This is a genomic window from Pseudomonas sp. IPO3778 (assembly GCF_013386825.1).
In the GTDB taxonomy this organism is placed as follows: Bacteria; Pseudomonadota; Gammaproteobacteria; order Pseudomonadales; family Pseudomonadaceae; genus Aquipseudomonas.
Genome location: NZ_JACARC010000039.1, coordinates 94,552 through 119,670, shown reverse-complemented (window position 1 = coordinate 119,670; position 25,119 = coordinate 94,552). Strand labels below are relative to the sequence as shown.

Annotated in this window: 20 protein-coding genes; 12 read left to right on the top strand and 8 right to left on the bottom strand. The window is 60.6% G+C overall.

Annotation, left to right across the window (positions count from 1 at the left end):
- Positions 1-485 precede the first annotated feature (485 nt).
- From HX855_RS21155 to HX855_RS21145, 3 genes are read left to right on the top strand one after another with little or no spacing between them, the layout of a single operon-like run.
- On the top strand, positions 486-1,925 hold the full coding sequence (locus HX855_RS21155; RefSeq protein ID WP_177084407.1) for a cytochrome ubiquinol oxidase subunit I: 1,440 nt from the start codon (positions 486-488) through the stop codon (positions 1,923-1,925).
- A 3-nt stretch (positions 1,926-1,928) separates the two neighbouring features.
- Positions 1,929-2,936 (top strand): cytochrome d ubiquinol oxidase subunit II, encoded by a 1,008-nt coding sequence (gene cydB, locus HX855_RS21150; protein WP_177084405.1) that lies wholly within the window; start codon positions 1,929-1,931, stop codon positions 2,934-2,936.
- Positions 2,937-2,948: 12 nt separating this feature from the next.
- Entirely contained in the window at positions 2,949-3,116 is a 168-nt protein-coding gene (locus tag HX855_RS21145) for a DUF2474 domain-containing protein (protein WP_003215809.1), read from the top strand.
- A gap of 41 nt (positions 3,117-3,157) precedes the next feature.
- Here the strand turns inward: HX855_RS21145 and HX855_RS21140 are convergent, their stop codons facing one another.
- Complete coding sequence (locus tag HX855_RS21140) at positions 3,158-4,282, bottom strand: class I SAM-dependent methyltransferase (RefSeq protein WP_177084403.1); 1,125 nt, start codon at positions 4,280-4,282, stop codon at positions 3,158-3,160.
- A gap of 126 nt (positions 4,283-4,408) precedes the next feature.
- Positions 4,409-5,119, bottom strand: a complete 711-nt coding sequence (locus tag HX855_RS21135) for a LuxR family transcriptional regulator (protein ID WP_177084401.1) — start codon at positions 5,117-5,119, stop codon at positions 4,409-4,411.
- Between the two features lie 445 nt (positions 5,120-5,564).
- Here HX855_RS21135 and HX855_RS21130 point away from each other — a divergent pair, with 445 nt between their 5' ends.
- Positions 5,565-6,341 carry a ferredoxin--NADP reductase gene (locus tag HX855_RS21130; protein WP_177084399.1) on the top strand — a complete coding sequence of 259 codons (777 nt, stop codon included), beginning with the start codon at positions 5,565-5,567 and terminating at the stop codon, positions 6,339-6,341.
- Positions 6,342-6,383: 42 nt separating this feature from the next.
- Here the strand turns inward: HX855_RS21130 and mscL are convergent, their stop codons facing one another.
- Positions 6,384-6,800, bottom strand: coding sequence for a large-conductance mechanosensitive channel protein MscL (gene mscL, locus HX855_RS21125; protein ID WP_010174913.1), 417 nt, complete (start codon positions 6,798-6,800; stop codon positions 6,384-6,386).
- 286 nt (positions 6,801-7,086) lie between these two features.
- On the opposite strand from mscL, the gene katB reads away from it, so the two are divergent.
- The 3 genes from katB to radA are packed head-to-tail and all read left to right on the top strand — an operon-like array spanning position 7,087 to position 10,627.
- A complete protein-coding gene (gene katB / locus HX855_RS21120) occupies positions 7,087-8,628 on the top strand; it encodes a catalase KatB (RefSeq protein ID WP_177084397.1) in 1,542 nt (513 codons plus the stop codon).
- Between the two features lie 56 nt (positions 8,629-8,684).
- The gene (locus HX855_RS21115) at positions 8,685-9,224 is read left to right on the top strand and encodes an ankyrin repeat domain-containing protein (RefSeq protein ID WP_177084395.1); all 540 of its coding nucleotides are present in this window, start codon (positions 8,685-8,687) and stop codon (positions 9,222-9,224) included.
- 35 nt (positions 9,225-9,259) lie between these two features.
- On the top strand, positions 9,260-10,627 hold the full coding sequence (radA, locus tag HX855_RS21110; protein WP_003215821.1) for a DNA repair protein RadA: 1,368 nt from the start codon (positions 9,260-9,262) through the stop codon (positions 10,625-10,627).
- Between the two features lie 115 nt (positions 10,628-10,742).
- Here radA and HX855_RS21105 read toward each other — a convergent pair whose 3' ends face one another.
- Positions 10,743-11,111: a PilZ domain-containing protein gene (locus HX855_RS21105; protein WP_177084393.1), complete on the bottom strand. Its 369-nt coding sequence runs from the start codon at positions 11,109-11,111 to the stop codon at positions 10,743-10,745.
- Positions 11,112-11,284: 173 nt separating this feature from the next.
- On the opposite strand from HX855_RS21105, the gene HX855_RS21100 reads away from it, so the two are divergent.
- From HX855_RS21100 to yjiA, 3 genes are all read left to right on the top strand, one after another.
- On the top strand, positions 11,285-13,351 hold the full coding sequence (locus HX855_RS21100; protein WP_177084392.1) for a carbon starvation CstA family protein: 2,067 nt from the start codon (positions 11,285-11,287) through the stop codon (positions 13,349-13,351).
- 15 nt (positions 13,352-13,366) lie between these two features.
- A complete protein-coding gene (locus tag HX855_RS21095; RefSeq protein ID WP_003176208.1) occupies positions 13,367-13,564 on the top strand; it encodes a YbdD/YjiX family protein in 198 nt (65 codons plus the stop codon).
- Between the two features lie 156 nt (positions 13,565-13,720).
- Positions 13,721-14,680 (top strand): GTPase, encoded by a 960-nt coding sequence (gene yjiA / locus HX855_RS21090; RefSeq protein WP_177084391.1) that lies wholly within the window; start codon positions 13,721-13,723, stop codon positions 14,678-14,680.
- A 183-nt stretch (positions 14,681-14,863) separates the two neighbouring features.
- Here yjiA and glyA read toward each other — a convergent pair whose 3' ends face one another.
- Complete coding sequence (gene glyA / locus HX855_RS21085) at positions 14,864-16,117, bottom strand: serine hydroxymethyltransferase (RefSeq protein ID WP_177084390.1); 1,254 nt, start codon at positions 16,115-16,117, stop codon at positions 14,864-14,866.
- 276 nt (positions 16,118-16,393) lie between these two features.
- Positions 16,394-20,245 carry a bifunctional diguanylate cyclase/phosphodiesterase gene (locus HX855_RS21080; protein WP_177084389.1) on the bottom strand — a complete coding sequence of 1,284 codons (3,852 nt, stop codon included), beginning with the start codon at positions 20,243-20,245 and terminating at the stop codon, positions 16,394-16,396.
- Positions 20,246-20,530: 285 nt separating this feature from the next.
- On the opposite strand from HX855_RS21080, the gene ettA reads away from it, so the two are divergent.
- Both ettA and gdhA read left to right on the top strand, forming a co-directional pair.
- Positions 20,531-22,195, top strand: a complete 1,665-nt coding sequence (ettA, locus tag HX855_RS21075; protein WP_177084388.1) for an energy-dependent translational throttle protein EttA — start codon at positions 20,531-20,533, stop codon at positions 22,193-22,195.
- 349 nt (positions 22,196-22,544) lie between these two features.
- Positions 22,545-23,882 (top strand): NADP-specific glutamate dehydrogenase, encoded by a 1,338-nt coding sequence (gene gdhA / locus HX855_RS21070; RefSeq protein WP_177084387.1) that lies wholly within the window; start codon positions 22,545-22,547, stop codon positions 23,880-23,882.
- On the opposite strand, the gene HX855_RS21065 is transcribed toward gdhA, so the two are convergent.
- Both HX855_RS21065 and HX855_RS21060 read right to left on the bottom strand, forming a co-directional pair.
- Positions 23,879-24,376, bottom strand: coding sequence for a GreA/GreB family elongation factor (locus tag HX855_RS21065; protein ID WP_177084386.1), 498 nt, complete (start codon positions 24,374-24,376; stop codon positions 23,879-23,881). The genes gdhA and HX855_RS21065 overlap by 4 nt on opposite strands.
- Before the next feature lie 70 nt (positions 24,377-24,446).
- The gene (locus HX855_RS21060; protein WP_177084385.1) at positions 24,447-24,803 is read right to left on the bottom strand and encodes a hypothetical protein; all 357 of its coding nucleotides are present in this window, start codon (positions 24,801-24,803) and stop codon (positions 24,447-24,449) included.
- Between the last annotated feature and the right edge of the window lie 316 nt (positions 24,804-25,119).

The window sequence follows — 25,119 nt, the reverse complement described above, 5'->3', positions numbered from 1 at the left end:
GGGCAGGGACGCCCCGTCGCGGCGGCCCGCGGAGCAATGCCGGAGTGCGGGCACACCGAGCCTAGGCGAGGTGCCGAGTGGTGGGGCAAGAGCCCTTTTGGTTACTTTTGGGGCTCTTTTCCAAAAGTGACCCGCCGTAAGGGCGGAACCCTAAGCCGCCGTTACCTAAATAACGGATATACACCCAGCACCCAACACCCAGCACCCACCCACCCCCGCCACAGACAATGTTTACTCACCACTGAGGCAACCTGTCACGCGGCAAAAGACCACGCCATGCTCCTGCGAAAATGGGACTACTCTTTCAGCAATGCTTGATCCAGATCAAAACCCTCGCCGGGATTGCTCTGGCGGCCGCAAGGCCAGAATCCCTGCGTGGCTGGTTAAAAAAGAAACGAATTTGAATTCGCCACACTCCATATCCGTGGGGGCAGTCGGTGCAGGCCTCCAGCCAGCATTCGGTATTACCTGACAGAGGAAGACTTATGTTCGGTTTGGAGGCGCTAGATCTCGCCCGAATTCAATTCGCGTTCACCATCTCATTCCATATCCTGTTCCCGGCCATCACCATTGGCCTGGCCAGTTACCTTGCGGTGCTGGAAGGCCTGTGGCTCAAGACCCACAACGACACTTACCGTGACCTCTACCATTTCTGGTCGAAGATCTTTGCTGTCAACTTCGGCATGGGCGTGGTCTCCGGTCTGGTCATGGCCTATCAGTTCGGCACCAACTGGAGCCGCTTCTCGGACTTCGCCGGCGCCGTCACCGGCCCGCTGCTGACCTATGAAGTGCTCACGGCGTTCTTCCTCGAAGCCGGTTTCCTGGGGGTGATGCTGTTCGGCTGGAACAAGGTCGGGCGCAAGCTGCACTTCTTTGCCACGGTGATGGTGGCCGTCGGTACCCTGATCTCGACCTTCTGGATTCTCGCCTCCAACAGCTGGATGCAGACGCCACAGGGCTTTGAAATCATTGATGGCCGGGTGATTCCCACCGACTGGCTGGCCGTGATTTTCAACCCGTCGTTCCCCTACCGACTGATGCACATGGCCACGGCAGCGTTTGTTGCCACCGCGTTCTTCGTCGGCTCTTCGGCGGCCTGGCACTTGCTTCGCGGCAAGGACAGCCCGGCGATCCGCACCATGCTCTCGATGGCGATGTGGATGGCGCTGATTGTCGCGCCGATCCAGGCCGTGATCGGAGACTTCCACGGCCTCAATACGCTGAAGCATCAACCGGCGAAGATCGCCGCGATTGAAGGCCACTGGGAAAATATCGGCGACGAACCCACCCCGCTGATCCTGTTCGGCTGGCCGGACATGAAGGCCGAAAAAACCAAATTCGCCGTGGAAATCCCATACCTGGGCAGCCTGATCCTGACCCACTCCCTGGACAAGCAGGTGCCGGCCCTCAAGGACTTCCCGCCTGAGGATCGCCCCAACTCGACCATCGTGTTCTGGTCGTTCCGGGTCATGGTGGGCCTGGGCTTCCTGATGATCTTCACCGGCCTGTTCAGCCTCTGGCTGCGCAAGGGCGACAAGATGTACACGTCCAAGCCGTTCCTGTACCTGGCGTTGTGGATGGGCCCGTCCGGGCTGATCGCGATTCTCGCCGGCTGGTTCACCACCGAAATCGGCCGTCAGCCGTGGGTGGTCTACGGGCTGATGCGCACGGCAGATGCCTCGTCCAACCACAGCTTTGCGCAGATGAGCATTACGTTGGTGTTGTTTGTGGTGGTGTACTTCGCGCTGTTCGGTGCGGGCCTGGGCTACATGATGCGCCTGGTGCGCAAAGGGCCGGTGATCAACGAAGGTGCAGAGGTCAGCCATGGTGGCCCCGGGCAGAAACGCACACCGGCCCGGCCATTGTCGGCCGCCGATGACAGCCATGACGCCGATCACGGCGACAGCTCGAATAAGGGGAACTGAGCCATGGGTATTGATCTTCCGCTGATCTGGGCCGTGATCATCATCTTCGGCATCATGATGTACGTGGTCATGGACGGCTTCGACCTGGGCATCGGCATTCTCTTCCCGTTTATCCCGGGCAAGGTCGACCGCGACGTGATGATGAACACGGTTGCCCCTGTGTGGGACGGCAATGAAACCTGGCTGGTACTGGGGGGCGCCGCGCTATTTGGCGCGTTCCCGCTGGCCTATTCGGTGGTGCTTTCGGCGCTGTACCTGCCGCTGATGCTGATGCTGATCGGGCTGATCTTTCGCGGCGTGGCCTTTGAGTTCCGCTTCAAGGCCAAGGACGACAAGCGCCACCTGTGGGACAAGGCCTTTATCGGCGGCTCGCTGGCGGCGACGTTCTTCCAGGGCGTGGCGCTGGGGGCGTTCATTGATGGGATTCCGGTGGTCGACCGCCAGTTTGCCGGCGGCTCCCTGGACTGGATGACGCCGTTCACGATGTTCTGCGGTGTAGCCCTGATCGTGGCGTATGCGCTGCTGGGCTGTACCTGGCTGATCATGAAGACCGAAGGCAGCCTGCAGGAGAAGATGCACAACCTGGCCCGGCCCCTGGCGTTCGTGGTGCTGGCGGTGATCGGTATCATCAGCCTCTGGACGCCGCTGGCCCACCCGGAAATCGCTTCACGCTGGTTCACCCTGCCGAACCTGTTCTGGTTCATGCCGGTGCCGATCCTGGTGCTGGTGACCATGTACGGTCTGATTCGCGCCGTGGCCCGCCATGCGCACTACACGCCGTTCCTGCTGACCCTGGTGCTGATCTTCCTTGGCTACAGCGGCTTGGGGATCAGCCTGTGGCCGAACATTATCCCGCCGTCGGTATCCATCTGGGACGCCGCTGCACCGCCGCAAAGCCAGGGCTTCATGCTGGTGGGCACACTGTTCATCATCCCGTTCATCCTGGGCTACACCTTCTGGAGCTACTACGTGTTCCGCGGCAAGGTCACCCATGAAGACGGTTATCACTAGGAGGATTGACTCATGTCCGGCAAACCTTCGTTACACGACATCGAACAGGCCGAGAAAAAGCCGCTCTGGCAGCGCCTGGGCTGGCTGGCGATGATCTGGACCGGCAGCGTCCTGGCCCTGTTCGTGGTGGCCAGCCTGATGCGCATGTTCATGAATGCCGCGGGCCTGACCACCCACTGACATCCCGTTGTACGTATTGCCCTCCTTTATGGAGGGCTTTTTTATTTGCGCGCCTTGAGAATCACGAACTTCGGCGTAGTCGCCACGTGCTCGACGCCGCGGAATAAACGCGCCAACTTCGTGTGATAACCCAGGTGGCGGTTACCAACTATATAGAGCGCGCCGCCCACTACCAGGGCTTCCCGTGCCTGCTGGAACATGCGCCAGGCGAGGAAGTCGCCCACCACCTGCTGCTGGTGGAACGGCGGGTTGCACAGCACCACGTCCAGCGACTGCGACGCCTGATCGGCCAGGCCGTCGCCGGGGTGAATCAACACTTCACGCTCACCCAGCGCCGCGCGCCAGTTTTCGGCCGCCGATTGCACGGCCATGTACGACTCATCCACCAGCGTGTACTGCGCCTCGGGGTTTTGCAGCGCGCTGGCAATCGCCAGTACACCGTTGCCGCAGCCCAGGTCGGCCACGCGGGCGCCGCCCAGGTTTTGCGGCAGGTGCGGCAGGAAGGCACGGGTGCCGATGTCCAGGCCTTCGCGGCAGAACACGTTGGCGTGGTTGAGCAACTCGATGGCCGGGGTTTCCAGGCTGTAGCGCGTAGGGTAGGGCGACACGGCGTGTGGCCGATCGGCCAGGGTGGCGATCAGCAGGCGGGCTTTTTTGACCGCCAGTGAGGCGTGCATCGGCCCGATATAACGCTCCAGCAATTCCCCGGCGGCCCGTGGCAGGTGCTTGACCATCGCCCCGGCAATCACCTCGGCGCCGGGTGCCAGCTGGCCTTGCAGACGAATCAGCTGTTCTTCCAGCAGAGCCAGGGTCTTGGGCACGCGGATCAGTACGCGGTCGAACGGCCCGACCGGCGTCTGGCTGGCGGGCAGGAACGTTACCGCGTCGAAGGCCTTGCCGTTGCGCGCCAGGTTTTTTTCCAGGCCCAGGGCACCCAGGAACGAGTCGCCGCTGGAGGTGACCTGCACCTGCCCTTCGAGGCTGGCCGCCAGGGCGCCGAAACTGTCGTTGAGCACCAGTACACGCGTGGCCGGGGCCGGTTGCTGCTGCGCCAGGTGGCCGAGCAAATACTCGTCGGCCGCATCAAAGGCTTGCAACGGGTCGTTGTGCTGTTCTGGCTGGCGGATCAGATCGAGTTGGGCGAACGGGCTGTCGAGCAGGGGCATGGCGGGGGAGACTCTGGGTAAACGAACCATCGGGGTGAACGGCGACGGGGGCTTTTGGGGCTGGCGTCATCACCCGGAACTGGCCGCAAATGTTACGTTTTTTTCCAAGGGATTACATTCTGTGTTTTAAAACAGGCCCGCCTTGACGGCTGTCATCACTGCGGCAATCTTGTTGTTGACCCCCAGTTTCTTCATGGCACTGGCGATGTGAAACCCCACGGTGCGTTCGGACAGGCAAAGAATAGTGGCGATGTCCGAGGCGGTTTTGCCCAGTGCTGACCATTGCAGGATTTCGGTCTCGCGCGGTGTCAACTTGCTGGGCGTTTGCAGGCCGGGCTTGTCGGCGTACTTCTGTGCCACGACGGCGTGCAGGGCGTGACAAAGCCAGAGGGCCTGCCCGGCTTTTTCATAGAGTTCTTCAGGGCCCACGGGGCGGGTGTCGCGCCCCAGGCTCAGCATGCTGAACACGCCCTGAAAGTCATGGACCGACTGGGTCCATCCAAATTTCAAGCCGTGGGACTGAGCATGCACCCATAGGTCCGGCACCGAGGAAAACGTGTTCTCGTCCCAGACGATCGGCAGCACCGAACGTTTGCAATGTGCCACAACGGGGTCCAGGTCAAAGTAGTGTTCCTGTTTGTAGAGTACATTCCATTCATTTGGATAGTTGTTGATGCGAACGGTCTTCGTTTGGTTTTGCTGTGAGTGAGAGCTTAGTGTGAATGCGCAGTATTGGAAGTCGAGCTCGTAGGTAAGATTCAGGGCCGCTTCATACATACTGGTGATTTCGTTCTCGCCTTCCAGTTTGGGTAAGCGAGTATTGCGCCAGTTGACCATTTGTACATCTCCATGAGTTTTCCCTTTCTATCTGTGACTTGGGACTGCTCGCCTCTCAGGATCGACCCGAAAATCAGTGTAGGACACGAGCCGGGTGTAAAAATGAAAAATTAGTTATCCCCGACGGGCTTTTAGAAGGCCAGGCGCTCTACAGAATTAAACGCTTTGTATAAGTTGTCTGTGTTTAATGCGGAATGTTTAGTGTTATTAATGGCTTGTCCTTAATGTCACTTTGATGGTGTTTATATGCCTTACACCATCTAATCGCTGATTGGGTGTGAGCAAATAGCTAAATAGTTAGTACAAATTGAAGGGTTGCTATTTTAGCTTTTCAGAAAAAACCTGCATCCCTAGCCCCTCGTGGCGGCAATGCCAGTACAAACCAGCGGTGTTTCCAGGCGCTGCTTTGAGGGACACTAGGAGTCTGTGCAAAACGGAGTTCCCCATGACGGCCAGTGCTGAAAAATTCACCCGCCAGACGTTGCTTGACGTGCAATCCCTGACCCCCAGCCTGTTTACCCTGCGTACGACCCGGGACCCGGGCTTTCGATTTCGCGCCGGCCAATTCGTGCGCCTGGGCGTCACCAAGGCCGATGGCAGCATTGTGTGGCGTGCCTATTCGGTGGTGTCCTCGCCGTTTGATGAACACCTGGATTTCTTCTCCATCGTGGTGCCGGGCGGTGAGTTCACCAGTGAACTGAGCCGCCTGCGTGAGGGCGATACCTTGTTGGTGGAGCGCCAGGCCACGGGCTTCCTCACCCTTGACCGGTTTGTGGATGGCCGCGATCTCTGGCTGTTGGGCACCGGGACTGGCATTGCGCCGTTTCTGTCGATCCTGCAGGACTTCGAGGTGTGGGAAAAATTCGAGCGCATCATCCTGGTCTACAGCGCGCGGGAGGCCCGGGAGTTGGCCTATCAGTCACTGATCCATGAACTGGGTGAACGCGAGTACCTGGCGGAACACGCCCACAAGCTCACTTACATTCCCATCGTCACCCGCGAGCAATATCCCGGCGCACTGAATGGGCGGATTACCACCCTGATCGAAAATGGCGAACTGGAGCGTGCTGCCGGCATCGAGCTGACCCCCGAGCATTCCAGGGTGATGATTTGCGGTAACCCGCAGATGATCGACGACACGCGCCAGCTGTTGAAACAGCGCGACATGCAACTGAGCCTGACCCGCCGGCCCGGTCAGGTGGCGGTAGAAAACTACTGGTAAACAAAAGGCGCCCCGCAGGCGCCTTTGTTCTATTGGCCGAGCTTACTCGGGCTTGCTGTTCTGTGCCTTGAGCAGATCGCGGATCTCCCCCAGCAGCTCTTCTTCCTTGGTCGGAACCGGTGGCAACGTTGGCGCCACGGCCTCTTCACGCTTCAGGCGGTTGATGGCCTTCACACCCATGAAGATTGCAAACGCGACGATCACAAAGTCGATCACGCTCTGAATGAATTTACCGTACGCCAGCACCACCGCAGGCGCATCGCCCTGGGCGGCCTTGAGCGTTACGGCCAGGTCACCAAAGTCGACGCCGCCAATCAGCAGGCCGATGGGGGGCATCACCACGTCGCCTACAAATGAGGAAACAATTTTGCCGAAGGCGGCACCGATGATAATACCGACGGCCATGTCGACCACATTACCTTTGACCGCGAAGGCCTTGAACTCACTTAACACGCCCATAGGTTATTCCTTGTTACAGATGAGGAGGTAGAGGCCAGTGTAAGACAGTGTGGCGCCGCTTGCGCGACACAAGTGCTTACAGTGTCCGTTTTTATCGACACATTAAATCGCAAATAGTTTGCAAAGTGCCACCAATCGCGCGCGGAATACCCGCTATTTCAGCGGGTTACCACCTTATTTTTTTAATCGGGACGGTAAGACTTTTCTACTTATCTTCTGACTCACGGGTCACTAGCCTCTGGCAAGCACAACTCAATGTGCACTAATAAAACCAGAGGAAACCTCGATGAAAACCCCTATTCTGCGCAGGCCTATTTCTGCGCGACAGGTGCTGCTCGTAGTGAGCGCCAGTCTTCTTTCGTTGTCTGTACAAGCCGCCAACCTCACCCGGGATAATGGCGCGGCGGTCGGTGACAATCAGAACTCGCAAACGGCCGGTGCCAATGGCCCGGTTTTGCTGCAAGACGTGCAACTGATCCAGAAGTTGCAGCGCTTTGACCGCGAGCGTATTCCGGAGCGGGTGGTGCATGCCCGTGGCACCGGCGCCCATGGTACGTTCACCGTCACCGACAACCTCAGCGACCTGACCAAGGCCAAGGTATTTGCCGCTGGCGAAGCCACTCCGGTATTTGTGCGATTTTCTGCGGTAGTTCATGGCAACCATTCGCCGGAAACCCTGCGTGACCCGCGCGGCTTCGCCACCAAGTTCTACACCGCCGAAGGTAACTGGGACCTGGTGGGCAATAACTTCCCGACGTTCTTTATTCGGGATGCCATCAAGTTCCCGGACATGGTGCACGCGTTTAAACCCGACCCGCGCACTAACCTGGATGACGACTCCCGTCGTTTCGACTTCTTCTCCCATGTTCCAGAGTCCACCCGCACATTGACCGAGTTGTATTCGGACTCCGGCACTCCGGCCAGTTATCGGGAAATGGACGGTAATGGTGTACACGCCTACAAGTTGATTAACGCCAAGGGCGAAGTGCACTACGTCAAGTTTCACTGGAAAAGTTTGCAAGGCATCAAGAACCTCGACCCTAAACAAGTCACTGAAGTGCAGGGTCGTGACTACAGCCATATGACCCATGACTTGGTCACGCACATTAATAAGGGCGACTTCCCCAAGTGGGATTTGTACGTGCAAGTGCTCAAACCGGAAGACTTGGCCAAGTTTGATTTCGACCCGCTGGACGCCACCAAGATCTGGCCAGACGTGCCGGAGCGTAAAGTCGGGCAGATGGTGCTGGACCGCAACCCGGCCAACGTCTTCCAGGAAACCGAGCAAGTGGCCATGGCGCCGGCCAACCTGGTGCCGGGCATTGAGCCGTCGGAAGACCGCCTGCTGCAAGGCCGGGTGTTCTCCTACGCCGACACACAAATGTACCGCCTGGGGCCAAATGCCCTGCAACTGCCGATCAACGCACCCCGGGTGACCGTCAACAACGGCAACCAGGACGGCGCGATGAACTTCGGCAAAACCACCACGGGCGTGAACTACCAGCCAAGCCGCCTGCTGCCACGGGAAGAACCGCAAACCGCCCGTTACAGCCAGTCGGCGCTGTCGGGCAGCACCCAGCAGGCGAAGATCCAGCGTGAGCAGAACTTCAAGCAGGCCGGTGACTTGTACCGTTCGTACAGCAAGAAAGAGCGTCAGGACTTGATCGACAACTTCGGCGGCTCCCTGGCCACCACCGATGACGAGAGCAAGCACATCATCCTGTCGTTCCTCTACAAGGCTGACCCCGAGTACGGCACCGGCGTGACCAAAGTTGCCAAGGGTGACCTGGCCCGCGTCAAGGCACTGGCTGAAAAGCTGACTGACTGATTGGTTGGCCCCTGTCGGCGCCCGAAGGGGCGTCGACACCTGGCAGGAGAAACCCCATGCGTCTCTATATCGCTCTATTCACCGCCTTCCTGGCTGTTACCGCCCATGCCGAGTCGCCCGACCCGCAAGCGGTGAAAGCCCAGCTCCAGGATTATTATTTCGACGCCGCCCGCCGTGGCGACGTGGACATGCTCAATACCTTCATCGAGTCCGGCTATTCGCTGAACACCCAGGACGAAAAAGGCTACACCGCGCTGATTCTCGCCGCCTACCACGGCGAGGGTGCCTACGTGGACCGTTTGCTCGCGGCGGGTGCCGATGCCTGCGTGCAGGACAAGCGCGGCAATACCGCGTTGATGGGCGCCATCTTCAAGGGCGAGCTGAAAATCGCCCAGCGTCTGCTTGCCACCCACTGCAACCCCGACCAGCGCAACGGCGCCGGACAAACGGCGGCCATGTATGCCGGGCTGTTCAAGCGTGTGGAACTGCTGGATGAGCTGAAAGCCAAGGGCGCCGACCTGAATGCCGAAGACCCGATCGGCAACAGCGCTTCACGTTTGGCCAGTGGTGAAATCCGTACCCCGGCGCCGCGCTGAGCTATCATCGCGGTTTTTCGGTTGGAGGTTCTCAAATGGCAAAGGCCAAGCGCATGTATGGCTGCACGGAGTGCGGCGCGACCTTTCCCAAGTGGGCCGGCCAGTGCACGGAATGCGGTGCCTGGAACACCCTGACCGAAACCATGATCGAAAGCGGCGGCGCTGTGGCCCCCAGCGGCCGTTCCGGCTGGACCGGGCAACAAACCCAGATCAAGACCCTGGCCGAAGTCAGCGTCGAAGAAATCCCGCGATTCTCCACCGCCTCCGGCGAACTGGACCGGGTGCTGGGCGGCGGCCTGGTGGATGGCTCGGTGGTGCTGATCGGCGGTGACCCGGGCATCGGCAAATCCACAATCCTGCTGCAAACCCTGTGCAGCATCGCCAGCCGCATGCCGGCGCTGTACGTCACCGGCGAAGAGTCCCAGCAACAAGTGGCCATGCGCGCCCGCCGCCTGGGGTTGCCCCAGGACCAGTTGCGGGTGATGACCGAAACCTGCATCGAAAGCATCATCGCCACCGCGCGCCTGGAAAAGCCCAAGGTGATGGTGATCGACTCGATCCAGACGATCTTTACCGAACAACTGCAATCGGCCCCGGGTGGTGTGTCCCAGGTGCGGGAAAGCGCGGCGTTGCTGGTGCGGTATGCGAAACAGAGCGGCACCGCGATTTTCCTGGTGGGCCACGTGACTAAAGAGGGCGCGTTGGCCGGCCCACGGGTGTTGGAGCATATGGTCGACACCGTGCTGTATTTCGAAGGTGAGTCCGACGGGCGGTTGCGTTTGTTGCGGGCGGTGAAGAACCGTTTTGGCGCGGTCAACGAACTCGGCGTGTTCGCCATGACCGACCGGGGCTTGAAAGAAGTCTCCAACCCGTCGGCGATTTTTCTCACCCGCGCTCAGGAAGAAGTCCCGGGCAGTGTGGTGATGGCAACGTGGGAAGGCACCCGGCCGATGCTGGTGGAAGTGCAGGCGCTGGTGGATGACAGCCACTTGGCCAACCCCCGTCGTGTCACGTTGGGTCTGGATCAGAACCGTTTGGCGATGTTGCTGGCGGTATTGCATCGCCATGGCGGGATTCCCACCCATGACCAGGACGTATTCCTCAACGTGGTGGGTGGGGTCAAGGTGCTGGAGACCGCGTCCGACCTGGCGTTGATGGCGGCAGTGATGTCCAGCCTGCGCAACCGGCCATTGCCCCATGACCTGCTGGTGTTCGGTGAAGTGGGGCTGTCGGGTGAAGTGCGCCCGGTGCCCAGCGGCCAGGAGCGCCTGAAAGAAGCGGCCAAGCATGGCTTCAAGCGGGCGATCGTGCCCAAGGGCAATGCGCCGAAGGAAATGCCGCCGGGGCTGCAAGTGATCGGGGTGACGCGCCTGGAGCAGGCGCTGGATGCGCTATTCGAATAGTCGCCAGCCACACATCACCCCTGTGGGAGCCGGGCTTGCCCGCGATGGCGGTGTATCAGCTAATTGATATGCAAACTGACACACAGCCATCGCAGGCACGCCAGCTCCCACATTTTCAGATCGCCAACAAGGCGCCCAATTCCCGCTCCAGTTCTTCCTGATCGCCGAGGTTCAACTCGATTATCCGCCGCAGGTGGCTGATGGAGTCGAGGTCAATGTGCTCGCACACAAAGCCCAACTGCCCATGATCGTCATGGGTCAGGCGCACCTGCATCTTCACGTCGGTCTCGGCGTCCAGGTGAATGTCCACGTCGAACGATTCGTAGCGATGGCCGTGCCAGTCTTGCGGCCGCTGCACGAGCACACCCTTGAGCGACACATCCACCAACTGCACCGGCCAGACATGGCCGTCTTGCACCAGTTCGGTCTTGGCATCGAAGGCAATGCGGCGGAAACGGCGTCGGTCTGAAGGCTGTTCGCTCATGGTGGAACCCTCTGTGGATAAAGGAATTGTAGCCCTGCGCCATCATGGGGCGATTATTTCTGTTTTTTTCGCCCCGGCAAGGCTCTAGACCAACGTAGGGGGGTGGCCTTTGAAGCCAGTAGCGCTAAACTCGGGATGGCTGTCTTTCTGTCCACCCTGGCTGGAATATAAAAATGAAAAATAATAATAGCCTGCTACGCCATCTACCCTGGCTGCTGCTGGCAATCGTAGGAGCGTGCGCCCTGGGCGTAGTGGCCTTGCGCCGCGGCGAGGCGATCAACGCCTTGTGGATTGTGGTCGCAGCAGTGGCCATTTATCTGGTTGCTTACCGTTACTACAGTCTGTTCATCGCTAACCATGTGATGCAGCTCGATCCACTGCGGGCTACCCCCGCCGTGCTCAACAACGACGGTCTGGACTATGTGCCGACCAACAAACACATCCTTTTCGGTCACCACTTTGCGGCCATTGCCGGCGCAGGGCCTTTGGTCGGCCCGGTATTGGCGGCGCAGATGGGCTACCTGCCCGGCACGTTATGGCTGATCGCCGGCGTGGTACTGGCGGGCGCGGTGCAGGACTTCATGGTCCTGTTCCTGTCCACCCGCCGCAACGGCCGTTCCCTGGGGGACATGGTCCGCGAAGAAATGGGCCGTGTGCCCGGGACCATCGCGCTGTTTGGCTGCTTCCTGATCATGATCATCATCCTCGCGGTGCTGGCGCTGATCGTGGTCAAGGCCCTGGCCGAAAGCCCGTGGGGCATCTTCACGGTGATGGCGACCATCCCGATCGCGATGTTCATGGGCGTCTACATGCGTTACATCCGCCCGGGCCGCATCGGCGAAATCTCGATTGTCGGCGTGCTGTTGCTGCTGGGCTCGATCTGGCTGGGCGGGCAGATTGCCGCAGACCCGGTATGGGCCAAGGCCTTCAGCTTCACCGGGATCCAGATCACCTGGATGCTGGTGGGTTATGGCTTTGTGGCCGCCGTGTTGCCGGTGTGGCTGATCCTCGCACCACGTGACTACCTGTCTACTTTCCTGAAAATCGGCACCATCATCGCCCTGGCGATCGGCATCCTGGTGACCATGCCCGACCTGAAAATGCCGGCGCTGACCCAGTTTATCGATGGCACCGGTCCGGTGTGGAAGGGCGGCCTGTTCCCGTTCCTGTTTATCACCATTGCCTGTGGCGCGGTCTCGGGTTTCCACGCACTGATCGCCTCGGGCACCACGCCCAAGTTGCTGGCCAGTGAAGGGCACGCCCGTTATATCGGTTACGGCGGCATGTTGATGGAGTCGTTCGTGGCCATCATGGCGATGGTTGCCGCTTCGGTGATCGAGCCAGGCGTGTACTTCGCCATGAACAGCCCGGCCGCGATTGTCGGTGCCGACGTGGTGACCGTGGCGCAAACCGTCAGCAGTTGGGGGTTTGCGATTACCCCGGATATGTTGCAGGCGGTGGCCCATGACATCGGTGAGTCCACCATCCTGGCCCGTGCCGGTGGTGCGCCGACCCTGGCGGTCGGTATCGCGCAGATTCTGCACAGCGTACTGCCGGGTGAAAACACCATGGCCTTCTGGTACCACTTTGCAATCCTGTTCGAAGCGTTGTTCATCCTGACCGCCGTCGACGCCGGTACCCGTGCCGGTCGTTTCATGCTTCAGGACTTGCTCGGCTCCTTCGTACCGGCGCTCAAGCGTACCGAGTCCTGGACGGCCAACCTGATTGCCACCGCCGGTTGTGTGGCGATGTGGGGTTACCTGCTGTACCAAGGCGTGATCGACCCACTGGGCGGCATCAACACCTTGTGGCCGCTGTTCGGTATCTCCAACCAGATGCTGGCCGGTATCGCGCTGATGCTCGCCACCGTTGTGCTGATCAAAATGAAACGCCAGCGCTACATCTGGGTGACCATGCTGCCGGCAGTCTGGCTGCTGATCTGCACCGTGACGGCAGGCTTCATCAAGCTGTTCGACGCCAACCCGGCGATCGGCTTCCTGTCGCTGGCCAAGAAATACAGCGATGCCCTGGCCAGCGGCCAGATCCTCGCACCGGCCAAGAGCATCGACCAGATGCAACACGTGATCTGGAACGCCTACACCAACGCAACGCTGACGGCGCTGTTCCTGTTCGTGGTGTTCAGCATCCTGTTCTATGCGCTCAAGGTCGGCATTGCCGCCTGGGGTAAAAAGGAACGTACGGATAAAGAAGCGCCCTTCCAGGCCATCCCGGACGCTTGATAGAGGATTGCAATCATGTTCAATGACATCAGTCGCCTCGGTAAATACCTCGGTCAGGCCGCACGCCTGATGGTCGGCATGCCCGACTACGACACTTACGTCGAGCATATGCAAACCAAACACCCGGACAAGCCGATGATGGACTACAAGGCGTTCTTCCGGGAACGCCAGGAGGCCCGTTACGGCGGCAAGGGTGGGCCCAAGTGCTGCTGACCCGGTACTCGGGCTTGCGGTGATCCACTGTGGGAGCGGGCTTGCTCGCGAAGGCGGTCTGTCAGTTGATGTAGGTGCTGACTGATACACCGCCTTCGCGAGCAAGCCCGCTCCCACATTTGTTTTGTGTTCCTTCCGTTATAAGGAGAACTGTCTTTGTCCTCTCCCATTCCCGTCACCATCCTCAGCGGCTTTCTCGGCGCCGGTAAAACCACCTTGTTGCGTCACCTGCTCAAGGCCGAGCACGGCTTGAAAATCGCCGTGATCGAAAACGAATTCAGCGACGCCGGTATCGACACCCAACTGCTGGGCAGCGAGCCGGTGCAAGTCATGACCCTGTCCAATGGCTGCGTCTGCTGCACCATCCACACCGACCTGACCAAGGCGCTGTACCTGCTGCTGGAACGCCTGGACAGCGGCGAGATCGCCTTCGACCGCCTGGTGATCGAGTGCACCGGCCTGGCCGACCCGGCGCCGGTGGCCCAGACTTTTTTCATCGATGAAGAACTGCGCGAGCGCTACATCCTCGACGGCATCATCACGTTGGTGGACGCGGCCCACGCCGAGCATCACCTGACCCAGACCATCGCCCAGGCGCAGATCGGGTTTGCCGATCGTTTGCTGGTGAGCAAGCGCGACCTGGTGGACGACGCCACCTTCGACGCCCTGAGCGAGCGCCTGACCCGCATCAACCGCCGGGCACCGATTCGTGTGGTGGAACACGGCAAGATCGACCTCGCCGAACTGCTGGATGTGCGCGGCTTCAACCTCAACGCCGGCATGAGCCTGCGCCCGGTGAGCCAGGCGCCCTCCATCGACCGTATCTCGAGCCTGGTGCTGCGCACCGACCAGCCGCTGGATATCGACAAGCTCAGCGAGTTCATGAACGAACTGCTGGAAGACCACGGCAAGCAGTTGCTGCGCTACAAGGGCGTGCTGAACATTGCCGGGGAAGACCGGCGCATGGTGTTCCAGGGCGTGCTGAAGCTCTACGGGTTCGATTGGGACACCGAATGGGCCGAGGGTGAGGCGCGGGAGAGTGTGATTGTGTTTATTGCCGACGAGTTGCCGGAAGAGAAGATTCGCGAAGGGTTTGCACGGGTCTATCAACCCTGACTTGAAATGCGGTCAATGTGGGAGCTGGCTTGCCTGCGATAGCAGTGTGTCAGTCACAGGTATATCAACTGGCACACCGCTATCGCAGGCAAGCCAGCTCCCACACTTAACCGTATTTCAATTTGAAAACCGGCATAAAAAAGCCCGGCTCAAGAGCCGGGCTTTTCATTCAAACCACTGCAATCAAGCGCCGTATACCGGCAGCTTCTTGCAGATGGCCTTGACCTTCTCACGAACAGAATCGATCACTGCTTCGTTGTTCAGGTCCGCCAGGATGTCGCAGATCCAGCCAGCCAGTTCCTTGCACTCTGCTTCCTTGAAGCCACGAGTGGTCACAGCCGGGGTGCCGAAGCGCAGGCCGGAGGTGACGAACGGCGAACGTGGGTCGTTCGGGACCGAGTTCTTGTTCACGGTGATGAAGGCTTTGCCCAGTGCGGCGTCAGCATCCTTACCGGAGATGTCCTGCTTGATCAGGGACAGCAGGAACAGGTGGTTCTCAGTACCGCCGGACACCACGTCAAAACCGCGCTCGATGAACACACCGGCCATGGCCTTGGCGTTTTTCACCACTTGCTGCTGGTAGGTCTTGAACTCAGGCTGCAGGGCTTCCTTGAAGCAGATCGCTTTGGCGGCGATCACGTGCTCCAGCGGGCCACCCTGGCCGCCCGGGAATACGGCGGAGTTCAGCTTCTTCTCGATCTCGGCGTTGGCGCGCGCCAGGATCAGGCCGCCACGTGGACCGCGCAGGGTCTTGTGGGTGGTGGTGGTCACGACGTCAGCGAATGGCACCGGGTTCGGGTACACGCCAGCGGCAACCAGGCCGGCCACGTGGGCCATGTCGACGAACAGGTAAGCGCCGACTTTGTCAGCGATTGCGCGGAAGCGCGGGAAATCCAGGATCTGCGAGTAGGCAGAGAAACCGGCCACGATCATTTTTGGCTTGTGCTCAACGGCCAGGCGCTCGACTTCGTCGTAGTCGATCAGGCCGTTGCCGTCGATGCCGTACTGAACGGCGTTGTACAGCTTGCCGGAGGAGGAAACGCTGGCGCCGTGGGTCAGGTGACCGCCGTGGGCCAGGCTCATGCCCAGGATGGTGTCGCCCGCTTGCAGCAGGGCCAGGTAAACGGCGCTGTTGGCTTGGGAGCCGGCGTGTGGCTGGACGTTGGCGTAATCGGCGCCGAACAGTTCCTTGGCGCGGTCGATGGCCAGTTGCTCAACGATGTCGACGTACTCGCAACCACCGTAGTAACGCTTGCCTGGGTAGCCTTCGGCGTACTTGTTGGTCAGAACCGAACCTTGAGCCTCCATAACCGCAGGGCTGGTGTAGTTTTCCGAAGCGATCAGCTCAATGTGCTCTTCCTGGCGCACGGCTTCTTGCTCCATGGCGGCAAAGAGATCGGCGTCGTACTTGGCAATGGTCAAATCACGGCTGAACATGGCGGTCCTCAAGGATCGGGGGCAGAAAAGAAGCGCATTCTAACCCAATGGGTTTTAGATGGCATATGAAAGGACATCATGTCGCGGACAAGCGGGATTCACTTGGGGATGAGTGGTGCCCTTGTGGCGAGGGGGCTTGCCCCCCGTTGGGCGGCGCAGCAGCCCCATTCAGGGCTCACACGGTTATTCAGATAGATCGCGGTGGCAGGTTTTGGGGCCGCTTCGCAGCCCAACGGGGGACAAGCCCCCTCGCCACAAAAGCCGCATTACACGCTCTCAGTCGAACATGAACAGCGCATCATTGCTGAATTGCGCCTCAAACCGGCTCGCCGGCATCGGCCGTCCGAACAGGTAGCCCTGCACCTCGTCGCAGCCGTGCTCCCTCAGGAAATCCAGCTGCTCATGGGTTTCCACGCCCTCGGCGATCACCGCCAGGTTCAGGCTATGGGCCATGGCGATAATCGCCCGGGCAATCTGTGCGTCCTGCTCGCCGGAGGGCAGGCCGTCGACAAACGTGCGGTCGATCTTCAGCACGTCGATGGGAAATTGCTTGAGGTAGTTCAGCGACGAATAACCGGTGCCGAAGTCGTCTACCGCAATGCTCAGGCCGAGGTTTTTCAGGCTGGCGAGGATCTGCATCGCTTCGTTGACTTCGCGCATCAGGATACTTTCGGTCAGCTCCAGCTCCAGGCACGCCGGCGGCAGGCCAGTGTCCCTGAGGATGGTGGCGATGCGCTCGCCCAGTTGCCCGTCGGAGAACTGCCGGGCCGAGATGTTGACCGACACCTTGGGCACCCGCACCTTGTTCTGGTGCCAGGTCTTGAGTTGGCGGCAGGCTTCGCTGATCACCCAGTCGCCCACGTCCACCACCAGCCCCAATTCCTCCAGCACCGGAATGAAGTCCCCCGGCGGCACCAGGCCGCGGCGCGGATGGCGCCAGCGCAGCAGGGCTTCGGCGCCGGTCAGGCGTTTGCCGTCGCCGCTGAACTGCGGTTGGTAATAGAGCACGAATTCGTTCTGTTCCAGGGCATGACGCAGGTCGCTTTCCAGCTCCAGGCGTTCCAGGGCGCTGGCGTTCATGTCGGCCTGGTAGAACTGGAAGTTGTTCTTGCCGCGCTCCTTGGCGTGGTACATCGCCGTGTCGGCGTTTTTCATCAGCTGGCTCAATTCGTTGCCGTCTTGAGGGCTCAAGGCAATGCCGATACTGGCGGTCACAAAGAACTCGCGGCCTTCCAGCACAAACGGCTTCACCAGGCTGGCCAGAATCTGCTCGGCTACGCTGATCGCGCGGTTCAGCGCCATCTCGCGGCTGACCCGAGGTTGCAGGAGCAAGGTGAACTCGTCGCCGCCCATGCGCGCCACGGTGTCGTCTTCGGCCACGCAGCCCAGCAGGCGGGTGGCCATTTCCTTGAGCATGCGGTCGCCGGCGGCGTGGCCCAGGGAGTCGTTGATCGGCTTGAAGCGATCGAGGTCGAGGAACATCAGCACCACCCACGACTTTTGCCGTTCCGCCGACTGCAACGCGGTGTGCAGGCGGTCCTGGAACAGCGTGCGGTTGGGCAGGTGGGTCAGGGCGTCGTAGTAGGCCAGGCGGTGGATCCGCTGTTCGCTGGCCTTGCGCTCGCTGATATCACTGAAGAAACACACGTAGCTGGCCAGGTCGCCTTCGTCGTCGAACACGGCGGTAATCCCGACCCACGCCGGGTAATGCTCGCCGTTGCGGCGCTTGAGCCACACTTCGCCTTCCCAGGTGCTGTGCTGGTGCAATTGCTTGAGCACGTAGCGCAGGTGGGCTTCCTGCTGCTCGTCGACGGTGAGCATGTTCGGCAACTGGTCGAGCACGTCCGCCACGGCGTAGCCGCTGACCCGGCTGAATGCTTCGTTGGCCTGCACGATGTAGCCGGCGGGGTCGGTGATCAGGATCGCCGACGTCGAGTGTTCGAATACCGTGGCCGCCATGCGCAGGTCTTTTTCCGCGCGGCGCTGCTGGCTGATATCGCGGCCCACGCCGAGGATGCCTTCGAACGCGCCGTGTTCGTCCCACACCAGTACCAGGCGCAGTTCGATGGGGATCTTGCGCCCGTCGGCCCGCAGGCAGTCGAACAGGAACAGCTGGGTCTGCACGTCGTTGCGCAGGGCGGCCAGCGATTCCGGTTGGTCCAGGGCGCGGCTGACTTGCTCCACCAGGGTGTAGATGCCGCTCAGTTGCTGCGGGTTGGCAATGGTCGACTGCCAGCCGTTTTCGAAGATCCAGTCCACGTCATAGCCCAGCACCGCGTTCACCGAAGGGCTGACGTAGTTGAGGGCCAGTTTGCTGTCGGTGGAAAAGATCACGTCGCTGATGCTTTCCGCCAGCATGCGGTAGCGTTGTTCGCTGTCCCGGAGGGATTCGCTGGCCTCGATCTGGTCGGTGACGTCTTTGGCCACGCCGATGATGCGGGTCACCTGGTCGGTCTTGTCCCGGGCCAGGGCCTGTTCGCGGATGTCGAAGCGCCGCCATTGGTTGTTGCGATGGCGAAAGCGCAGTTGGCACTGCAACTGGCTCAGGTAACCGGCCTGGCGCTGGTGCAGGCGCAGGTCGTGGTAGCGCTCGGCGTCTTCGGGGTGCAGCAGGATTTCCCAGAAGTACTCGCCCATCTGCTGCAACTCGGGCTTGTTGTAGCCCAGGGTGTGGCCGAGGTGATGGTTGCTGAAAATCATCCGCTGGCTGATCACGTCCTGCACATACAGGTGGTCGGGCACGGTGCGCACCACGTCCGACCAGAACCCTTCGCGCTCCACCAGCGACAGCTCAATCAGCTTGCGGCTGGTGATGTCGCTGATGCTCAGGATCACGGCCTTGAAGTCGTCCTGTTGTTCCGGCAGGCGCATCACCAGCCACAGGTATTGGTCGTTGCCTTCCACATCGCTGAGCCGGATCTCAAGTTCAAGCTGCTTCTGTTGGCTCAGTACCGCGTCGATCACCTGGTCGCCGATGGCCGTGGGGCTCGACGGGCAGGCGTCAATCAGGCGCTCCCAGGCTTGCTCGCACGAGGCGACATTAAGCAGGCGCACGGCCACCTGGTTGACCTCGGTGATGCGCAGTTCGTTGAGCAGTTGCTGGCGTTGCTCCGGGCTGTCGTGCAGCAGTTGTTGCAGCTGTTCACGGCTTTTTAGCTGGGCCTTGTCGAAGAACGCACGCAAGCCCGAGAGGTCAAGCACGCACAGGGCAACGCCGGTGCCTTCGAAAATATCCTGGTAGCGCCGGCGCCCCTCGTGCACCTGGCGCTGGCGGCGACGCATGTTCAGCAGCACGATCACCGGGATCAGGGAGAAGGCCAGGCCCAGCAGGCATTTGCCGATAAACGCCGGCAGCAGTTGCTCCAGCACGGCGGCGCGGTCAAACAGGCCGCGCAGTTGCCAGTCGCTTTTGCTCAGGGGCGTGACCAGTACACTTTTGTTCAATTCGTCCGGGGTCAACGCCGAGGCCCACTGGGCCGGCATGCCGCTGTCCCGGCTGACCACCCGGTGGTTGAGGCGGTTTTCGATGACCCACATCGGCCGCTGGCCCTGGCCGTCCTGGCGGGTCAGGTTGGCCAGGTAGTTGGGCGCCAGGCGCAGGGCCCAGTACATCTTCGTGCCGCCGCTCGGCTGGTGCAGCAGCAGGTAGATGACAGTGCCGTCGTTGTTGTTGCTCAGGTAATAGGACTGGGCGTGGCTGCGCTTGACCAGCTCTTCGAGCCAGGCGCTGTCCTGGCTGTCGTTGGCGCTGTCGCTGATCATCGCGCCGCTGGGGGCCAGCAGGGCGACACTGCGCAACTCCGGCAGGGAGCGTTGCAGGGTGCGCATCAGGATTTGTTGCTGTTCGGTGTCCCGCGGCGGCTCGACGATCGGTAGCAGGTTCAGCGCGATCTGCGCACTGAGGGCCATGTTCAGGCTGATCTGTTCCGCCAGGTCGGCGCTGTAGTCGATGGTGTATTGCTGCTGGTTTTTCTGGTTTTGCTGCAACTGGTCCAGCAGTTGCCAGAACAATAACGCGAGCAGCAGCAAGACAAGCGTCGCCAATGCGCCCTTGAGGGTGCCGTGCAGGGGCGCTCCCGGCGCTATATGAGCGGCGCGCAGGGGAGTGGGCGGCGTTACGTTGGACAAACTGTGATCCTGCGGTTTGGCTGGACTGGCGCGCGACGTGCACTATAAGCCGGACGCCCGGAGGGCGGCTAGCATGCCTTGTGTTGTGGCAAAGTGCCAGCCCTGCCTGGCTGGACTGACCACCCGCATTCAGGTAGCTTTGCCGGTTACGCGAGGGCGTTCCAGCCCCACACAATCAGGCATCTACCGTACACAGGCATTGATCGTCATCAACGGCCCGTGCGGCGCATGGCCTGGCACGGGCTTCGCCCGCTTAATTCATCAGTCACTGACGCTAGGTTCACCATGGCTCAATACGTCTTCACCATGCATCGGCTGGGAAAAGTTGTTCCGCCGAAGCGGGAAATCCTGAAAAACATTTCTCTGTCCTTCTTCCCGGGCGCCAAGATCGGCGTGCTCGGCCTCAACGGTTCGGGTAAATCCACCCTGTTGAAAATCATGGCCGGCGTCGACACCGAGTTCGACGGCGAAGCCCGCCCGATGCCCGACCTGAACATCGGCTACCTGCCGCAAGAGCCGATCCTGGACCCGACCAAGACCGTGCGTGAAGTGGTCGAGGAAGCGGTCAGCGTGATCAAGAACGCCCAGGCGCGCCTGGACGAGGTCTACGCGGCTTACGCCGAAGAAGACGCCGACTTCGACAAGCTGGCGGCAGAACAGGCCAAGCTCGAAGCCATCCTGCAAGCCAGCGACGGCCACAACCTGGATCGCCAACTGGAAGTCGCCGCCGATGCGCTGCGCCTGCCGGCGTGGGACGCAAAGGTTGAGCACCTGTCCGGTGGTGAAAAGCGTCGTGTGGCCCTGTGCCGCCTGCTGCTGTCGGCGCCCGACATGCTGCTGCTCGACGAACCGACCAACCACCTGGACGCCGACTCCGTCGCCTGGCTGGAACACTTCCTCCACGACTTCCCGGGCACCGTGGTTGCGATCACGCACGACCGGTACTTCCTGGACAACGTTGCCGGCTGGATTCTGGAACTCGACCGTGGCGCCGGTATCCCTTACGAGGGTAACTACTCCGGTTGGCTGGAAGCCAAGTCCGACCGTCTGGCCGCCGAATCCAAGCAGCAGTCGGCCCATGAAAAGGCCATGAAAGACGAGCTGGAATGGGTGCGTAAAGGCGCCAAGGCACGTCAGTCGAAATCCAAGGCCCGTCTGGCGCGTTTCGAAGAGATGCAGTCCCAGGAATTCCAGAAGCGTTCCGAGACCAACGAAATCTACATCCCGGCCGGTCCGCGCCTGGGTGACAAGGTCATCGAGTTCAAGAACGTCTGCAAGGGCTACGGCGATCGCGTGTTGATCGACAACCTGTCGTTCTCCATGCCTAAAGGCGCCATCGTTGGCGTGATCGGCGGTAACGGTGCGGGTAAATCCACCCTGTTCCGCATGCTGATGGGCAAGGAACAACCGGACTCGGGCACCATCGAAGTCGGCGAAACCGTGCAGCTGGCTTGCGTGGACCAGAGCCGCGACGACCTCGACGGCAGCAAGACAGTGTTCCAGCAGATTTCCGACGGTTCCGACCAGATCCGTATCGGCAACTATGAAATCCCGTCGCGCACCTACGTGGGTCGCTTCAACTTCAAGGGCGGCGATCAGCAGAAGTTCGTCAAGGACCTGTCCGGTGGTGAGCGCGGTCGCTTGCACCTGGCCCTGACCCTGAAAGAAGGCGGCAACGTCTTGCTGCTCGACGAACCGTCAAACGACCTCGACGTTGAAACCCTGCGTTCCCTGGAAGAAGCCCTGCTGGACTTCCCGGGCGCCGCCATTGTGATCTCTCACGATCGGTGGTTCCTTGACCGTGTGGCCACTCACATCCTGGCGTATGAAGACGACTCCCAAGCGGTGTTCTTCGAAGGCAACTACACCGAATACGAAGCCGATCGCAAGAAACGCCTCGGTGAGGCCGCTGCGCAGCCCCATCGTGTACGGCACAAGAAGCTGGCCTGATTCGGGTTGGTGGTTTGAACAAGCGGAGCCTTCGGGTTCCGCTTTTTTTTGCGTGTTTTCAGGTGGGCCGCGTCGTCTGCATCGCAGGCAAGCCAGCTCCCACATTCGACCGCGTTGTCTTGAATGTACGCGGCCAGATGTGGGAGCTGGCTTGCCTGCGCTAGCGGTTCATTTGTTGGTGCGAAACTTGGATTGAAATCCTCATTAAGGTGCAAAAACTGCCTTAATTTATATCAAATGCACCATTTAAATTCACAAAAGCGACATTTCGCCCTGTCACGGTGCAACATGAATTGATAAAGTCCGGGAAAAATCTCCTTTAACGACAATAAATTTGCCGAGACTTTTCATGATCGAATCCGTTGAATCCTTCCTTGCCCGCCTCAAAAAGCGTGACCCTGACCAGCCCGAATTCCACCAGGCCGTGGAAGAAGTCCTGCGCAGTTTGTGGCCGTTTCTTGAAGCCAATCCTCACTACCTGAACGCGGGCATCCTGGAGCGCATCTGCGAGCCAGAGCGTGCGATTGTGTTCCGGGTGTCGTGGGAGGATGACCAGGGCAACGTGCGGGTCAACCGCGGGTTCCGGATCCAGATGAACAGCGCCATCGGCCCCTTCAAGGGCGGCCTGCGCTTCCACCCGTCGGTCAACCTGGGCGTGCTGAAATTCCTCGCCTTCGAGCAAACCTTCAAGAACTCCCTGACCTCGCTGCCCATGGGCGGTGGCAAAGGCGGCTCGGACTTCGACCCCAAGGGCAAGAGCGACGCCGAGGTGATGCGCTTCTGCCAGGCGTTCATGAGCGAGCTGTATCGCCATATTGGATCGGACGTGGACGTGCCTGCCGGTGATATCGGCGTGGGCGCCCGGGAAATTGGCTTCCTGTTCGGCCAATACAAGCGCCTGAGCAACCAGTTCACCTCGGTGCTGACCGGTAAGGGCATGAGCTACGGCGGCAGCCTGATCCGCCCCGAAGCCACTGGTTTTGGCTGTGTGTACTTCGCCGAGGAAATGCTCAAGCGCAATGGCGAGCATGTGGAAGGCAAGCGCGTGGCCATCTCCGGGGCCGGCAACGTCGCCCAGTATGCGGCGCGAAAAGTCATGGACTTGGGTGGCAAGGTAATTTCCCTGTCCGACTCCGAAGGCACCCTGTACTGCGAAAGCGGTTTGACCGAAGAACAATGGTCCGCACTGCTGGAGCTGAAAAACGTACAGCGCGGGCGCCTCAGCGAACTGGCTTCGGGTTTTGGCCTGGAATTTCGTGCCGGCCAAGCGCCGTGGGAGCTGGCCTGCGACATCGCACTGCCTTGTGCAACCCAGAACGAACTGGACGCCGACGCAGCGCGCACCCTGTTACGCAATGGCTGCATATGCGTGGCCGAAGGCGCCAACATGCCTACGACCCTTGAGGCGGTGGATATCTTTATCGACGCCGGCATCCTGTTCGCGCCGGGCAAGGCGTCCAATGCGGGCGGTGTGGCGGTGAGCGGGCTGGAAATGTCGCAGAACGCCATGCGCCTGCTGTGGACCGCTGGTGAAGTGGACAGCAAGCTGCACACCATCATGCAGTCGATCCACCATGCGTGCGTGCACTACGGCGAAGAAAACGGCCGGGTCAACTACGTGAAGGGCGCCAACATCGCAGGCTTTGTGAAAGTCGCGGACGCAATGCTGGCCCAAGGCATCGTTTAAGCCTCGGGCTCGATGCGCAGGATTTCGATCAACTGATCACCGACGGGGCGCTTCCACAGCACCTCGTCGCCCACCTGCGCGCCCAGCAGCGCCCGGCCGAGGGGCGAACCCCAGTTGATCAGGCCCACCGTGGCGTCGGCCTGGTCTTCGCCCACCAACTGAATGCGCTGCTCTTCGTCCTGTTCATTGGCGAAGGTCACCCAACTGCCGATCTGCACCTTGTGGGTGGAGGTCGCCGGCGCTACCACCTGGGCGCTTTGCAGACGCTGGTTGAAGTAACGCAAATCCCGCTCAAGGTCGGCCTGGCGCTGTTTATCGGCCTGTTCGCCCTTGGCGGACTCTTCGCTGTGCTCGCTCTGCAACTGCGCCACCTTGGCCTGCAACTGCGCAAGCCCTGCGGCGGTGAGGTGATTGGGTTGCGCACTGACCTGGCGCTCCACCGGCTGGCTGGCCTGGGCGGCGGCGCTGTCTTCGTTGACGAAAGCTCGACTCATGACGTTCTCCTGCTATGGAGTTTGGGCCATGGTCGCAGGGCTTAAGTTTCGCTGGATGTCTGAAAGCGACCTATTGCGAGCGAAAGGCTCGGGCGGCATCGCGGTCTTTTTCCTGTTGCCAGGCGCGCTCGCGGTCGTCCCAGTGACGGTTCTTGTAGTCGTTCAGGTCTTCGTTCTCGCGCATGGCTTTGCACTGGCGGAAACCGTCGTCCCAGCCTTCGGCGTAGGTGCGGTCCTTGAGGTAGCGGGGGACGTTCTTGCGGAATTCCCCGGTGATCACCCCGGCGGCCTGGCGGCCACTGCTGCAACCGTCGTCATAGCCGTCGGCGAAGGCGGGCGGGTAGCCCTTGGCCAACAAATCCTCATGGGTTGATTGGCAACCCGATAGCAGGGCCAACAGGCCCAGCGTTACTGCGTACCGCCACATCGCTTGCTCCCTGGCCGTTGAACGGCTGATGGGGGGGAGTTTAGAAGGGGATTAGTACGGGGGATGTGAAACGGATGTGAGAAATCTGTTGGTACCACTGCGGTCAAAATGTGGGAGCTGGCTTGCCTGCGATGGCATCACCTCGGGACGCCTGAAGGACCGAGTTGCCTGCATCGCAGGCAAGCCAGGTCCCACTTTTGATTGATGATCGTTCCCACGCTCTGCGTGGGAGTGCCGCCCTGGACGCTCTGCGTCCGCTTTTAAAAGTCGTGACGCAGAGCGTCACAGGATGCATTCCCACGCGGAGCGTGGGAAC

Bases quoted from the DNA above. Each gene is read 5' to 3' on its own strand.
- HX855_RS21155 (WP_177084407.1), top strand. From the start codon at position 486: ATGTTCGGTTTGGAGGCGCTAGATCTCGCCCGAATTCAATTCGCGTTC.
- cydB (WP_177084405.1), top strand. From the start codon at position 1,929: ATGGGTATTGATCTTCCGCTGATCTGGGCCGTGATCATCATCTTCGGC.
- HX855_RS21145 (WP_003215809.1), top strand. From the start codon at position 2,949: ATGTCCGGCAAACCTTCGTTACACGACATCGAACAGGCCGAGAAAAAG.
- HX855_RS21140 (WP_177084403.1), bottom strand. From the start codon at position 4,282: ATGCCCCTGCTCGACAGCCCGTTCGCCCAACTCGATCTGATCCGCCAG.
- HX855_RS21135 (WP_177084401.1), bottom strand. From the start codon at position 5,119: ATGGTCAACTGGCGCAATACTCGCTTACCCAAACTGGAAGGCGAGAAC.
- HX855_RS21130 (WP_177084399.1), top strand. From the start codon at position 5,565: ATGACGGCCAGTGCTGAAAAATTCACCCGCCAGACGTTGCTTGACGTG.
- mscL (WP_010174913.1), bottom strand. From the start codon at position 6,800: ATGGGCGTGTTAAGTGAGTTCAAGGCCTTCGCGGTCAAAGGTAATGTG.
- katB (WP_177084397.1), top strand. From the start codon at position 7,087: ATGAAAACCCCTATTCTGCGCAGGCCTATTTCTGCGCGACAGGTGCTG.
- HX855_RS21115 (WP_177084395.1), top strand. From the start codon at position 8,685: ATGCGTCTCTATATCGCTCTATTCACCGCCTTCCTGGCTGTTACCGCC.
- radA (WP_003215821.1), top strand. From the start codon at position 9,260: ATGGCAAAGGCCAAGCGCATGTATGGCTGCACGGAGTGCGGCGCGACC.
- HX855_RS21105 (WP_177084393.1), bottom strand. From the start codon at position 11,111: ATGAGCGAACAGCCTTCAGACCGACGCCGTTTCCGCCGCATTGCCTTC.
- HX855_RS21100 (WP_177084392.1), top strand. From the start codon at position 11,285: ATGAAAAATAATAATAGCCTGCTACGCCATCTACCCTGGCTGCTGCTG.
- HX855_RS21095 (WP_003176208.1), top strand. From the start codon at position 13,367: ATGTTCAATGACATCAGTCGCCTCGGTAAATACCTCGGTCAGGCCGCA.
- glyA (WP_177084390.1), bottom strand. From the start codon at position 16,117: ATGTTCAGCCGTGATTTGACCATTGCCAAGTACGACGCCGATCTCTTT.
- ettA (WP_177084388.1), top strand. From the start codon at position 20,531: ATGGCTCAATACGTCTTCACCATGCATCGGCTGGGAAAAGTTGTTCCG.
- gdhA (WP_177084387.1), top strand. From the start codon at position 22,545: ATGATCGAATCCGTTGAATCCTTCCTTGCCCGCCTCAAAAAGCGTGAC.
- HX855_RS21065 (WP_177084386.1), bottom strand. From the start codon at position 24,376: ATGAGTCGAGCTTTCGTCAACGAAGACAGCGCCGCCGCCCAGGCCAGC.
- HX855_RS21060 (WP_177084385.1), bottom strand. From the start codon at position 24,803: ATGTGGCGGTACGCAGTAACGCTGGGCCTGTTGGCCCTGCTATCGGGT.